Source organism: Roseomonas acroporae, from assembly GCF_023223525.1.
In the GTDB taxonomy this organism is placed as follows: domain Bacteria; phylum Pseudomonadota; class Alphaproteobacteria; order Acetobacterales; family Acetobacteraceae; genus Roseomonas_E; species Roseomonas_E acroporae.
Window position 1 is genome coordinate 13,721 of the sequence record NZ_JALPRX010000038.1, and the last position, 12,779, is coordinate 26,499.

A 12,779-nucleotide genomic window follows, 5' to 3' on the forward strand; every position below is an offset into this window, starting at 1 on the left:
AACGGGCGCATGGAAGGGCGCCCGGACGGCCCGGCCCCGGCCGGCATGGCCGCCGGGACCCGGCCCGGCCCGGAGGCGGCGTCCGGGGTATCGCCGGGCGTATCGCCCGGAGCGGCGCCCGGGGCGGCGACCGGCGGGCTGGTCGCGACCGGGCTCGGCAAGCGCTACAAGAAGCGCCCCGTGGTGCGCAACGTCTCGGTCAACCTCAGGCGCGGCGAGGCGGTCGGGCTGCTCGGCCCGAACGGCGCCGGCAAGACCACGACCTTCTACATGATCACCGGCCTCGTGCAGCCCGACGAGGGGCAGGTGGTGATGGACGGCCACGACGTGACCATGCTGCCCATGTACCGCCGCGCGCGGCTCGGCCTCGGCTACCTGCCGCAGGAGGCCTCGATCTTCCGCGGCCTCTCGGTCGAGAACAACATCCGCGCGACGCTGGAGGTGGTCGAGCCCGACCGCGGCCGGCGCGAGGAGATGCTGGACGCGCTGCTGACCGAGTTCGGCATCGCGCATCTGCGCCGCGCCCCGGCGCTCGCCCTCTCGGGCGGCGAGCGGCGGCGCTGCGAGATCGCGCGCGCCCTGGCGACGCAGCCCTCCTACATCCTGCTCGACGAGCCGCTGGCCGGCATCGACCCGATCGCGGTCGGCGAGATACGCGACCTCGTCAAGCACCTGAAGGACCGCGGCATCGGCGTTCTCATCACCGACCACAACGTGCGCGAGACCCTGGAAATCATCGACCGGGCCTATATCCTGCACGACGGACAGGTGCTGATGGAGGGCCTGCCGCACGACATCGTCGCGCATGAGGGCGTGCGGCGGGTCTACCTCGGGGAACGATTCAGCCTTTAGGAAAGATCGGCATGGTGGTGCTCGCCCCACGCCTGGACCTGCGTCACTCCCAGTCCCTGGTGATGACGCCGCAGCTCAGGCAGGCGATCAAGCTGCTGCAAAGCTCCAACCTCGAAGTCACCGCCTTCGTCGAGGAGGAGTTGGAACGCAACCCGCTGCTGGAGCGCGACGAGCGGGAGCCGCTGTCGGGTGACCTGGGGCCGCCCGAGGCCGGCGGCGCCCTTCCGGGCAGCTCGGTGTTCGAGCCGCCGCCGCAGACCGGCGATGCGCCCGAGCCCGCCGACTGCCTCGCCATCGCCACCTCCGGCGAACTCCCGCCCGAGGCGGCGGAGCCGCTCGACGTCGCCGACTGGAGCAACGTCTACGAGAGCGAATCCGGGCAGGCCGGCGGCGAGTACGGCCGCGGCGGCCGCGCCGACTTCGCCGACGACCTCTCCGGCGTCGAGGACCTCGCCGCCGCCGGCCGCACCCTGGCCGAGCTGCTCGGCGAGCAGATACGCCTCTCCTTCGAGGACCAGCGGGACCGGCTGATCGCCGCCCACCTCGTGGCGCTGCTCGACGCCGCCGGCCGCCTGTCCGCCGAGACCGCCGCCATCGCCGAGGCGCTGGGCTGCGACCCGGCGCGGGTCGAGATGATCCGGCTGCGCATGCAGCGCTTCGAGCCGGTCGGGCTGTTCTGCCGCTCCCTGCGCGAATGCCTCGCCGTGCAGCTCGCCGAGCTGAACCGGCTCGACCCCGCCATGGCGACGCTGCTCGACAACCTGGAGCTGCTCGCCCGGCGCGAGCACCGCACCCTGATGCGGCTCTGCGGCGTCGATGCCGAGGACCTCGCCGACATGGTGGCCGAGCTGCGCCGGCTCGATCCCAAGCCGGGCGCCCGCTACGACCAGGCGCCCACCCCGGCCGTGGTGCCCGACGTGCTGATGCGCCGGGCGCCCGGCCGCGAGACCGGCCGCACGCCCGAGGAAGGCGACCCCTGGCTGCTGGAGCTGAACCCGGAGACCCTGCCGCGCGTGCTGGTCAACCGCGGCTTCTTCGCCCGCGCCCAGGTCGGCGCCCGCACCCGCGAGGACAAGGCCTTCCTGGCCGAGCAGCTCCAGAGCGCCAACTGGCTGGTCAAGAGCCTGGAGCAGCGCGCCAACACCATCCTGAAGGTGGCGGCCGAGATCGTGCGCCGGCAGGACGCCTTCTTCCGCCACGGCATCGGCCACCTGCGGCCGCTGATCCTGCGCGACGTCGCCGAGACCGTGGCGATGCACGAGAGCACCGTCAGCCGCGTCACCTCCCACAAGTACATCGCGACGCCGCGGGGAACCTTCGAGCTCAAGTACTTCTTTACAACCGCGATCGCCGGCACGGGCGGGGAGACGCACAGCGCCGAGGCGGTGCGGCATCGCATCAGGGCGATGATCGACGCCGAGGCGCCGGCCGACATCCTCTCCGACGACGCGATCGTGGAGCGGTTGCGTCAGGAGGGCGTGGACATCGCCCGCCGGACGGTGGCCAAATACCGCGAGGCGCTGCGCATCCCGAGTTCGGTGCAGCGCAAGCGGGAGAAGGCCGTCCCGGCCTGATCCGCGACGCCGGCCCTCCGTGGCGGCCGCCGCGGCGGCCGGGGCAGCCTTCCGCGAAGCATCCGGCACTCCCGGGCATGGGCCCGGGGGCCTGAGCCGGGTGACGGAACGGCCCGCCGGCCGCCAGCAGGCCGGTCAGGGCCGCGGCGGCGGCCGGCGACCACGGAAGCGCCCGCGAGAGGCGCGCCGCGCGGCCGGCAGGCCGTCGGAAAAGGCACCGGACGGCCGACTGGCCGTCGGGACAAGGCAAGGAGGTCCGCGTCTATGCAGATCACGGTGTCCGGTAAGCAGGTCGAGACCGGGGACGCCCTCAAGGCGCATGTGTATGACGGGCTGGAGAACGTGGCCCGCAAGTATTTCGACCACGCGCTGGAAGCCCACGTCACCTTCCGCCGCAACAAGTCCTTCTTTGCCTGCGACATCAACATGCAGGCCGGCCGCGGCCTGTTCATGCGCGCCGAGGGCGAGGCGGCCGACGCCCACCGTGCCTTCGAGGTCGCGGCCGAGCACCTCGGCAAGCGCCTGCGCCGCTACCGGCGCCGGGTGAACGAGCACGCCCGCAGCACCGCCGAGCGCGAGCGCCCCGAGGTCGGCATCCAGTACGTGCTGCAGCAGGAGCAGGAGGCGGCCGAGCTGCCCCCCGAGGTGGCGCTGGACGGCGCGGAGGCGCCGGCGGCGGCGGATGGCGGCGCCAACGGCCATGCCGCGCCGGATCACGGGGCGGACCATGGCGCGATCATCGCCGAGACGCCCACCGAGATCGCCGTCCTCAGCGTGGGCGAGGCGGTGATGCACATGGACCTCGCCGACATGCCGGTGCTGATGTTCCGCAACCGGCTGAGCGGCGTGTTCAACGTGGTGTACCGTCGGCCGGACGGGCATGTCGGCTGGATCGACCCCTCGGCCCGCTAGAGCATTTTCAAGCTGAGCGTCCTCGCTCAGCGGCTCGGAAAATGCGCCGGATCAAAGGCTAGAGCCGTTCCGGCCTGACCGCATCAGGCCGGCGCGGTCCCAGCCTTTTGGTCTTTCGCATTTTCCGAGTCGCCGGGTGAGGACACCCGGCTTGAAAATGCTCCGGGGCGGAACGCGATCCCAACCGGGTTGCGCTCTGCTCCGTTCCATCGTTCTTCCGGGCAGCCTCACCTGATCGGCCGGTTCCACCGATCGGGACCCGCCCTGGAACCGTTCCGGTCCCCGATCCGGCGCATTCTCCGAGTCGCCGGCCGGGGACACCCGGCTTGGCATCGCGCCCCGGGCAGGCGCGTCGCCGCGCCCCCGTGCTTCCTGGCGGGTCGCCTAGAGCCGATCCAGCCTGACTGTATCAGGCCGGAACGGCTCTAGCCTTTGATTTTTCGCATTTTCCGAGCCGCTGAGCGAGGACGCTCAGCTTGAAAATGCTCTAGCGCGCCGCCGACTGGCTGCGCAGCTCGCGGGCCCGGGCCAGCACCTTGTCCTCGAGTTCCGACCCCGTGGCGTTGGAGACGGCGGCATCCAGCCACTGCCCGCCCCGGCGAACCTGCCGGAACACGGTGATCCGGATCCCGTCGGAGCGCAGCTGGCGCCCCAGCACGTAGGCGGTGGCCTTGAAGCGCTCGTCGGGCGTGCTGGCCGGCGAGTACCAGTCGGTGATGATGACGCCGCCGAAGGGATCGGCCGAGGCGAGCGGCATGAAGGAGAGCGTGTCGAGCGTGGCGCGCCAGAGATAGGCGTTCACCGCGAGGCCGGGGCCGGCGGCCGCGTCCTGCGCCTGCCGGGAGCGGTCGGTGCCGAACAGCACGATGCCGCTGCTCTGGAGCTGGTTGCCGATCTGCTGGGCACGGGCACGACGGCTGTCGTCGCCGTAGTCGCTCATGTTGTTGGCGCGGGTGTTCTCGCTGCTCCCGCAGGCCGCGAGGGCGGGCAGGGCGATTGCGAGCGCGAGCAGGGGGAAGGGGCGGGCCATGGCCGCGCCTCTATAGGCGTCCCCTCCGGCGGATCAAGGGGCAAAACGAGGAAGGGGCGGCGGGTCTCCCCGCCGCCCCCCCTGGTGTTGCCGGCTGGCCCGGGATCAGAAGGCCAGGCGGGTGCCGAGGATGAACACGTCGGCGCGGAGGCGGTCCTGCACGCCGTTGTTGGCGATGCCGTCGAGGTCCACGCCGCGCTCGCGGATGCGGTAGTTCGTGTACTCGGCGACGATGTCGAGGCCCGGGGCCAGGCGGTAGTTGCCGCCGAAGCTCATGCCGTAGCGGCGTTGCTGGCGGGCCTGGGCGGTGTTGTTGTTGGTGACGAAGGCGCCGGTGGTGGTGTTGACGGTGTTGCCCTGGTTGCCGGCGTAGGTGCCGGTCACGAAGTTGCCGCCGAAGGTGACCGGGCCGATCGTGTAGCTGGCGCCGATCATCCACTGGTCCATGGCGCGGCTGCCGCGGACGGTCGGCTGCCAGAAGAAGTTGCCGTCACCGTGCTGGTAGTTGGCGCCGAGCGTGAAGCCGTAGGCGGTGGCCTGGATGCCGCCATAGGCGACGCCGAGGCCGTTCAGGCCGCGGGTGATGACGGTGCCGGTGGTGTTGATGTCCTGCGGGGCGCCCGAGCCGATGTAGCCGCCGCTGACCGCGAGGCCGATGCCGCCCAGCGTGCCGCGCCAGCGGCCGGCGACCTGGTACTCGTTGCGGCGCGAGGTGTAGTTGTCGTGGTTCACGCCGTTGGCGGTGGCGCCGGTCCAGGTGATGGCGCGGTCGCAGGTGTAGGTCGGGATGTTCTGGATGCAGCCGTTGCCCGAGCCCTGGCCCTGGTTCGGGGCGAAGCTCGCGCCGAAGTCGAAGCCGAAGAACTGCGGCGACAGGTAGATCACCTTGGTGGCGTCGCCGAGGTCGCCGGGCGAGGTGGTGGTGCGCGGGCCGGAGCGGATGACGAAGTTCTGCCACTCGCCGTACACGCCGCCGGTGCCGAAGTTGGTGACGACGCCGGTGTTCATCAGGCCGCCGAGCACGCCGTCCTCGTCGCCGTAGCGGATCTGGCCGAGCAGCGGGGTGGCGATGAAGCCGTACATCTCGTCGGTCGAGACGCCGGTCTTGGCCGAGGTGTTACGACGGGAGTTGAGGAGCTGGCCTTCGCTGGCGTCCACCTCGAGCTCGATCACCGCGCCGTAGGAGATGCCGTTGGCGGTCTTGCCGTCCACGAAGACGTGGACCTCGGCGTCCGAGCGCATGTCCCACTTGTTGGTGCGGACGGAGCCGTTCTGGACCGTCGACGTGCCGTTCGAGCCCGTGCCGTTGTCGCCGGGGCTGGTCACCATCGGGACGTTGTTGGCGTTCGCGCTGGTCTGCTGCGTGTAGCCGGTGAAGAAGTTGAAGTAGCCGCCGATGCGAACCGTCGGGGCCTGCTGCGCGGACGCGGTGCCGGCCCCCAGCAGAGCGGCGCCGACGACCGCCGTGGTGCCCAGCAGAATCTTGCGCATCCCAAATCCTCCTTACGCGCCGGCCCTGCCGGCGATGTCCCTTTAGAAGCCCGCCTGCCCCCCGGCAGGTCAGACACACCCCGACGGAACCGGGCGTGACCGAGCGCTGGCGGCAATATGGGACAGCGGAACGAAAGCCCACAACGGCGATCCGGACGAGAACGCGTCATCCGTGAGACACTGTGTCGCCACGGCCACATGCCTTGCGGACGCCCGGATCAGGCCCCGGCGAGGGCACCGATCGCGGCCAGGCCGGCGGCGCGCGACGGCACGCGGCGCGCCGTGCGGGCGTCGATGCCGCCCAGCGCCACGGCCGGGCAGGGCAGGCGGCGCGCCGCCGCCGCCCAGCGCAGCGGGCCGAGTCCGGGCGCGCCCGGATGGCTCGCCGTGGGGAAGACCGGCGAGAGGAAGGCGAGGTCCGCCGCCAGCCGCCGCCCCCGGCGCGGCGCCGCGGCACCGCCATGGGCGGCGAGGCTGAGCCGGGCCCAGGGCACGCCCGCGCGGCGGTGGCGCAGGAAGGGCAGTAGACCCGCGGCGGGGCGGCGCTCCGGCAGGTGCAGCCCGGCCCGCAGCCGCAGCGCCAGGCGCCCGTCGCCGGCGACCAGCAGCGTCCCGCCGCGCCGGCGCAGCAGGGCCGCCAGCCGGCGCAGCAGCGGCACTGGCACGCCGCGCGCCACCACGCCGGCGCCGCGCGGCAGGCGCGCCGCCGCCGCCAGCGGGTCCGGCAGCCGCACCGGGTCGGTGAACAGCCAGAGGCGCGGCGGCCGCCAGCGTCCCGGCGGCGCCGGCCGCGGACGGGCGAGGGCGCGGCGCAGCGCGTCGCCGCTCACGCGTCGGGGCACCCTGGCCGCCATGCCCGGCGGCGGGCCCGGGGAGCGCCCCCGCCTCGCCGGGCCGGGGCGGCCGGGCCCCGGCGGCGCCCCGTCGGCGGCCCTGGCCGGGACGGCCGGGCGTTCCGCCGGCCGGCGATCCGCTCTAGAGCCATTCCGGCCTGACCGTATCGGGCCGGAATGGCGCCAGCCTTCTGGTTTTTCGCATTTCCCGGGGCGCCGGGTGAGGACACCCGGCTTGAAAATGCTCTAGCGTCGGCATCCCATGTCCCTTCCCGAGCCAGCCCCGACCGACGCGTCGCTCGCTTCCCCGGCGGCCCTGCCCGACGTGGCGCGCAACCTCGCCCTGGTGCGCGAGAGGATCGCCGAGGCCTGCGCGCGCGCCAACCGGCCGGCGGGGTCGGTCACGCTGGTCGCGGTCTCGAAGTTCCATCCCGCCGAGGCGGTGGCGGCGGCGCTGGCGGCCGGCCAGGAGCATTTCGGGGAGAACCGCGTGCAGGAGGCGGCGGGCAAATTCCCGCCGCTGCGGGCGGCCCATCCGGCGCTGCGCCTGCACCTGATCGGCGCGCTGCAGACCAACAAGGCGCGCGACGCGGTGCGCGTGGCCGACGTGATCGAGAGCCTGGACCGGCCGCGACTCGCCGCCGCGCTCGCCGCGGCGATGACGCAGGATGGCGCGCGCGAGGCCCCGGGGGGCGGACGGCGGCCGCGGCTGCTGGTGCAGGTCAACACCGGCGAGGAGCCGCAGAAGGCGGGCGTGGCCCGCGACGCGGCGCGCGGCTTCCTGCGCGCCTGCCGCGAGGAGCACGGCCTCTCGCCGGAAGGGCTGATGTGCATCCCGCCGGCCGGCGAGGACCCCGTGCCGCATTTCCGCTTCCTGGCCGAACTCGCCGCCGCCGAGGGCCTGGCGACGCTCAGCATGGGCATGAGCGGCGACTACGAGGCCGCGATCGCCTGCGGCGCGACCCATGTCCGGGTGGGAACGGCGATCTTCGGGGCGCGCTGACCCCGGGTGCTGGCGCCCGCCCCGATCCCGGCGGCCGGCCCTCGGCTGCCTCTCTCCGGTGCCCCCCCTCAGGCGCCCCGGAAGCGGCCGTCCTCGCCGAGCAGCAGCAGCAGGCCGGTGCGGATGTCGAACACCGCGCCGTCGAGTCGCAGCCGGCGGGCGGCGACCCGCTCGGCGACCCAGGGGAAGGTCATCAGGTTGCGCAGCGAGAGCTTCACCACCTCCTGCTCGCAGGCCGCCTGCGCCTCCGCCGGCACCGGCACGCATTCCAGGGCGCGGCGCCGCGCCTCCTGCGCGAGCTGCATCCAGGCCGGCACGAAGTCGCTCACCCCGGCGGGCGCGCCCTGCAGCAGCGCCTTCACGCCGCCGCACATGCCGTGGCCGAGCACCACGATGGCCGGCACCTCCAGCCCGCGCACCGCGAATTCCAGCGCGGCGCTGGTGCCCTGGGTCGGCCGGTCCGGCGCGTAGGGCGGCACGAGGTTGGCGACGTTGCGGATCACGAACAGCTCGCCCGGCCCGGCGTTGAAGATCATGGTCGGGTCCACCCGGCTGTCCGAGCAGGCGATCACCAGGGCGCGCGGCTTCTGGCCCCGCTGCGCCAGCGCCTCGAACAGCGCCCGGTGGCTGGGCCAGGTGGTGCGGCGGAACGCCTGATAGCCTTCGAGCAGGTCCTGCATCGTCGTTCTGCTTCCCCTACGCTGCGCTGCGGCGGAGAGTGCCACGTTTCGGCGCCGGACGCGCATGCACGTTGGCGCGCGATGCCGCCCGGTGTGGCCGGCGCCCGCCCGGAAGGGGCGCGGGGCCGACCCGGCCGCCCCGGTCCGTGGCCGGGGGGCGGCCGTGGCGTCGGCGACGGCACGGAAGCGTATGGCATCCGACGGCGCGCGTGATGCCATGCCTTGATGGGCCGGCGGACCGGTGCATCTACGGCGGGCACGATGCGGGATGGGGCGATGCGCATAGCGGTGGTGTTGTTCAACCTGGGCGGGCCGGATTCGCCGGAGGCCGTGCGGCCCTTCCTGCGCAACCTGTTCACCGACCCCGCCATCCTGCGCATGCCGGCGCCGCTGCGGGCCGTGCTCGGGCGGCTGATCGCCTGGCGCCGCGCCCCCACGGCGCGCGACGTGTACGCGCGGATCGGCGGCCGCTCCCCGCTGCTGCCGCTCACCGAGTCGCAGGCGGAGGCGCTGGAGGCGGCGCTGGCCCGGGAGGGCGCCACGGCGCGCTGCTTCGTCGCCATGCGCTACTGGCACCCCTTCGCCGCGGCGACGGCGCGCGCGGTCCGGGAATGGGGCGCCGACCGGGTGCTGCTGCTGCCCCTCTACCCGCAGTACTCCACGACCACCACCGGCTCGTCTGTGACGGACTGGCAGGCGGCGGCGGACCGGGCCGGGCTCGACCTGCCCACCACCGAGCTCTGCTGCTGGCACTCCGACCCCGGCTTCGCCGACGCCACCGCGGCGATCCTCGACCGCGCCCTGGCCGAGGCGCGGGCGGCGCTGCCGCCGGGCACCGCGCTCAGGCTGCTCTTCTCCGCCCACGGCCTGCCCGAGCCGATCGTCAAGGCGGGCGATCCCTACCAGTGGCAGGTGGAGCAGAGCGTCGCGGCGGTGCTGCGGGCCCTGGACGGGCGCGGCACGGCGGCGCCGGAGCACGTCGTCTGCTACCAGTCGCGGGTGACGCCGCAGCGCTGGATCGGCCCCGACACCGAGGCTGAGGTGAAGCGCGCCGCGCGGGACGGGGTGGCGGTGCTGGTCTGCCCCATCGCCTTCGTCTCGGAGCATTCCGAGACGCTGGTGGAACTCGACATCGAGTACCGCGAGCTGGGGCACCGGCTGGGCCTGCCCGGCTACTTCCGGGTCCCGGCGCAGAACAGCGATCCCGGCTTCATCGAGGCGCTGGCGCGGCTGGCGCTGCGGGCGCTGGATTCGGGGCGGCCGCTCTGCTCCTTCGCCGGGGCGCGGCAATGCCCGAAGCGCTTCGGCGGCTGCCCGCACGCGGCGGCGCGCGAGCGGGCCGGGGCCGGCGACGCGGCGGGCAGGGCGGCGGGCATCCCCGAGCAGGCCGCGGCGTGATGCCGCGCCCGCGGGCCGGCGACGTCAGGGGGCCGCTGGCGGTGCTGTTCGACTGCGACGGCGTGCTGGCCGACAGCGAGGGCCTGGTGAACCGGCTGGTGGCCGAGGAGCTGACCGGGCGCGGCTGGGCGATGGACGGGAACGAGGCGCGGCGCCTCTTCCTCGGCCTGGCCCTGCCGGAGATGATCCCGATCGTCGAGGCGCGGACCGGCGCGCTGCCGCCGGACTGGGGCGCGGCGCTCGGCGGGCGGATCGCCCGCGCCCTGCTGGAGCGGGTGGAGCCGATGCCGGGCGCCCCCGAGGCGGTGCGCGCCGTGGTGATGGCCGGGCTGCCGGCGGCGGTCGCCTCCAATTCCTCGCGGGCGGAGCTGGCGGCCAAGATGGCCCGGCTCGGCCTCGGCCCCTGCTTCGGCCCGCGTGTCTTCTCGTTCGAGGACGTGCCCGCGCCGAAGCCGGCGCCGGACCTCTACCGTGCCGCCGCCGCCGCCTGCGGCGCGCCGCCCGGCCGCTGCGTGGTGGTGGAGGACAGCGTGGTCGGCGTGCGGGCTGGCGTGGCGGCGGGCTGCCGCGTGCTCGGCCTGGCCGCCGAGACCCCGGCCGCGGCGCTGCGCGCGGCCGGCGCCGAGGTGTTCGGCAGCATGCGCGAGCTGCCGGGGCTGCTCGGCCTCGCCGGCTGAGCCGGGCGGCGCGCCGTCGGGCCGTCACGCACCCGTGGCGGCCGCCTTCCTCCCGCCCCGGCCGGGAGGGAATGGGTCCTGGCAGCCGGGGGGGCGGCATACCCGCCGGCCGGCGATCCGCTCTATCCTGCTCTGGGCCTGCCCCGGAAAGGCGCCGTGCCCGGCCCGCGCGGCCTGGGGAACGGGTCGTGGTGGGACGGCAGGGGGGAGTGACGGATGCATCTCGACGGAATCGCGGCGGTCGTCACCGGCGGCGCCTCGGGGCTCGGTGCCGCGGCGGCCGCGATGCTGGCGCGCGGCGGCGCGCGGGTCGCGATCCTCGACCTCGATGCGGCGCGCGGCACGGCCCGGGCGGCGGCGCTCGGCGGCCGCTTCGTCGCCACCGACGTCACCGACGAGGCGAGCGTCGCCGCCGCGCTGGCCGAGGCGGAGTCGGCGCACGGCACGGCGCGCGTGCTGGTCAACTGCGCCGGCATCGCGCCGCCGCAGAAGACGGTGGGGCGCGAGGGCCAGCCGCATTCGCTGGCCCTCTACCGCAAGGTGATCGAGGTCAACCTGATCGGCACCTTCAACGTGCTCTCGCAATTCGCGGCCCGGCTGGCGAAGGCCGACCCGGTCGGCGAGGAGCGGGGCGTGATCGTCAACACCGCCTCGGTCGCCGCGACCGACGGGCAGGTCGGGCAGGCCGCCTACGCCTCCTCCAAGGCCGGCGTGGTGGGGCTGACCCTGCCGGTGGCGCGCGACCTCGCCCCCCTCGGCATCCGCGTGATGACGGTGGCGCCCGGCATCTTCCTGACGCCGATGCTGGAGGGGCTGCCGCAGCCGGCGCAGGATTCGCTGGGAAAGCAGGTGCCCTTCCCGAGCCGGCTCGGCCGGCCGGAGGAGTATGCCCAGCTCGTCGCGGCGATCATCGCCAACCCGATGCTGAACGGCGAGGCCATCCGTCTCGACGGCGCCATCCGCATGGCGCCGCGCTGAGGCCAGGGGAGCAGGTTAGGGGGCGCACGCGCGGCCACGGGGCCGGTCCACGGCGCCGGCGGAATTTCACGATTTCCTCGCGCGTCGCATATCAGTTCCGCGACTTCGCCGTGTGGTTTCCGTTGCCGGATTGCGTTAAGCCTGCCGGACCGCCACATCGCCACCTGGAAGGGGCGCCCTTGAGGGATGATCGCCCTGGGGGGCAGGACGCCGCCCCGATCGCCCGGGCCGGACGAACGCGCCCGCCCATCGCTGCCGGAGCCGTGCCGCCATGACCTCGTCCCCCGCCGAAGCCGGGGCCGCCATCCGCCTCGCCGGGCTGCGCCGGCGCTTCGCCACCGGCACGGTGGCGCTGGACGACGTGTCGCTGGCGGTGGCGCCCGGCGAGATCTTCGGCATCGTCGGCCGTTCCGGGGCCGGCAAGTCCACGCTGATCCGCACCGTGAACCTGCTGGAGCGGCCCGATTCCGGCACGGTCGAGGTGCTCGGCCAGGACATGCTGGCGCTGGACGATGCCGGTCTGCGCGCGGCGCGGCGCGGCATCGGCATGGTGTTCCAGCACTTCAACCTGCTCTCCTCCCGCACCGTCGCCGCCAACATCGCCTTCCCGCTGGAGGTGGCCGGCCTGCCGCGCGCCGAGCGCGAGCGGCGCGTGGCCGAGCTGCTGCCGCTGGTCGGGCTGGCCGAGAAGCGGGACAATTACCCGGCGCAGCTTTCCGGCGGGCAGAAGCAGCGCGTGGGCATCGCCCGCGCCCTCGCCTCGCGCCCGCGCGTGCTGCTCTGCGACGAGGCGACCTCGGCGCTCGACCCAGAGACCACGGCCGACATCCTGCGCCTGATCCGCGACCTGCGAGACCGGCTGGACCTCACCGTGCTGCTCATCACCCACGAGATGGCGGTGGTGAAGGCGATCTGCGACCGCGTCGCCGTGATGGAGGCCGGGCGCGTGATCGAGCAGGGGCGCGTCTTCGACGTGTTCACCCGGCCGCAGGCCGCCACCACGCGCGCCTTCGTCGCCGAGGTGATCGGCCATGCCGTGCCGCCCGGCACCGTCGCCCGCCTGCCCGAGCCCGGGCCCGGCGAGGCGCGGCGGCTGCTGCAGGTGCTGTTCGCCGGCCCGTCCTCGACGCGCTCCGTGGTCAGCGAGGCGAGCCGGCGCTTCGACCTCGACCTCAACATCGTCTCCGGCCGCATCGACGAGATCGGCGGCGAGCCCTTCGGCATCATGGCGCTGGCCGCCTACGGCCCGGCCGAGCGGATCGAGGCCGCGACCGGCTGGATGCGCGGCCTCGGCCTCGACGTCACGCCGCTCTCGCCCGAGGCGATGGCCACGGTGCAGGAGGCCGCCTGA

General features: G+C 74.2%; 12 protein-coding genes. 8 read left to right on the plus strand and 4 right to left on the minus strand.

Annotated features, from left to right (window positions below; all coding sequences use genetic code 11):
• The first annotated feature begins 45 nt into the window (after window positions 1-45).
• The 3 genes from lptB (at window position 46) to hpf (ending at window position 3,338) form a co-directional block, all read left to right on the plus strand.
• Window positions 46-852 (plus strand): LPS export ABC transporter ATP-binding protein, encoded by an 807-nt coding sequence (gene lptB / locus M0638_RS09895; RefSeq protein WP_408903338.1) that lies wholly within the window; start codon window positions 46-48, stop codon window positions 850-852.
• An 11-nt stretch (window positions 853-863) separates the two neighbouring features.
• Window positions 864-2,426, plus strand: a complete 1,563-nt coding sequence (rpoN, locus tag M0638_RS09900) for an RNA polymerase factor sigma-54 (protein WP_248666817.1) — start codon at window positions 864-866, stop codon at window positions 2,424-2,426.
• A gap of 264 nt (window positions 2,427-2,690) precedes the next feature.
• Window positions 2,691-3,338 carry a ribosome hibernation-promoting factor, HPF/YfiA family gene (gene hpf / locus M0638_RS09905; RefSeq protein ID WP_248666818.1) on the plus strand — a complete coding sequence of 216 codons (648 nt, stop codon included), beginning with the start codon at window positions 2,691-2,693 and terminating at the stop codon, window positions 3,336-3,338.
• A gap of 487 nt (window positions 3,339-3,825) precedes the next feature.
• On the opposite strand, the gene M0638_RS09910 is transcribed toward hpf, so the two are convergent.
• From M0638_RS09910 to M0638_RS09920, 3 genes are all read right to left on the minus strand, one after another.
• The gene (locus M0638_RS09910) at window positions 3,826-4,368 is read right to left on the minus strand and encodes a DUF3576 domain-containing protein (protein WP_248666819.1); all 543 of its coding nucleotides are present in this window, start codon (window positions 4,366-4,368) and stop codon (window positions 3,826-3,828) included.
• 105 nt (window positions 4,369-4,473) lie between these two features.
• The gene (locus M0638_RS09915; RefSeq protein WP_248666820.1) at window positions 4,474-5,859 is read right to left on the minus strand and encodes a porin; all 1,386 of its coding nucleotides are present in this window, start codon (window positions 5,857-5,859) and stop codon (window positions 4,474-4,476) included.
• Between the two features lie 218 nt (window positions 5,860-6,077).
• The gene (locus tag M0638_RS09920; protein ID WP_248666821.1) at window positions 6,078-6,689 is read right to left on the minus strand and encodes a thiamine phosphate synthase; all 612 of its coding nucleotides are present in this window, start codon (window positions 6,687-6,689) and stop codon (window positions 6,078-6,080) included.
• Window positions 6,690-6,954: 265 nt separating this feature from the next.
• Between M0638_RS09920 and M0638_RS09925 the strand changes: the two genes are divergently transcribed.
• Window positions 6,955-7,695, plus strand: coding sequence for a YggS family pyridoxal phosphate-dependent enzyme (locus M0638_RS09925; RefSeq protein ID WP_248666822.1), 741 nt, complete (start codon window positions 6,955-6,957; stop codon window positions 7,693-7,695).
• A 68-nt stretch (window positions 7,696-7,763) separates the two neighbouring features.
• Here the strand turns inward: M0638_RS09925 and M0638_RS09930 are convergent, their stop codons facing one another.
• The gene (locus tag M0638_RS09930; protein ID WP_248666823.1) at window positions 7,764-8,375 is read right to left on the minus strand and encodes a carbonic anhydrase; all 612 of its coding nucleotides are present in this window, start codon (window positions 8,373-8,375) and stop codon (window positions 7,764-7,766) included.
• Window positions 8,376-8,651: 276 nt separating this feature from the next.
• Here M0638_RS09930 and hemH point away from each other — a divergent pair, with 276 nt between their 5' ends.
• From hemH to M0638_RS09950, 4 genes are all read left to right on the plus strand, one after another.
• The gene (gene hemH / locus M0638_RS09935) at window positions 8,652-9,773 is read left to right on the plus strand and encodes a ferrochelatase (RefSeq protein WP_248666824.1); all 1,122 of its coding nucleotides are present in this window, start codon (window positions 8,652-8,654) and stop codon (window positions 9,771-9,773) included.
• Window positions 9,773-10,450, plus strand: coding sequence for an HAD family hydrolase (locus M0638_RS09940; protein ID WP_248666825.1), 678 nt, complete (start codon window positions 9,773-9,775; stop codon window positions 10,448-10,450). The genes hemH and M0638_RS09940 overlap by 1 nt, the downstream gene beginning before the upstream one ends.
• 216 nt (window positions 10,451-10,666) lie before the next feature.
• A complete protein-coding gene (locus M0638_RS09945) occupies window positions 10,667-11,428 on the plus strand; it encodes an SDR family NAD(P)-dependent oxidoreductase (RefSeq protein ID WP_248666826.1) in 762 nt (253 codons plus the stop codon).
• Window positions 11,429-11,699: 271 nt separating this feature from the next.
• Window positions 11,700-12,779 (plus strand): methionine ABC transporter ATP-binding protein, encoded by a 1,080-nt coding sequence (locus M0638_RS09950; protein ID WP_248666827.1) that lies wholly within the window; start codon window positions 11,700-11,702, stop codon window positions 12,777-12,779.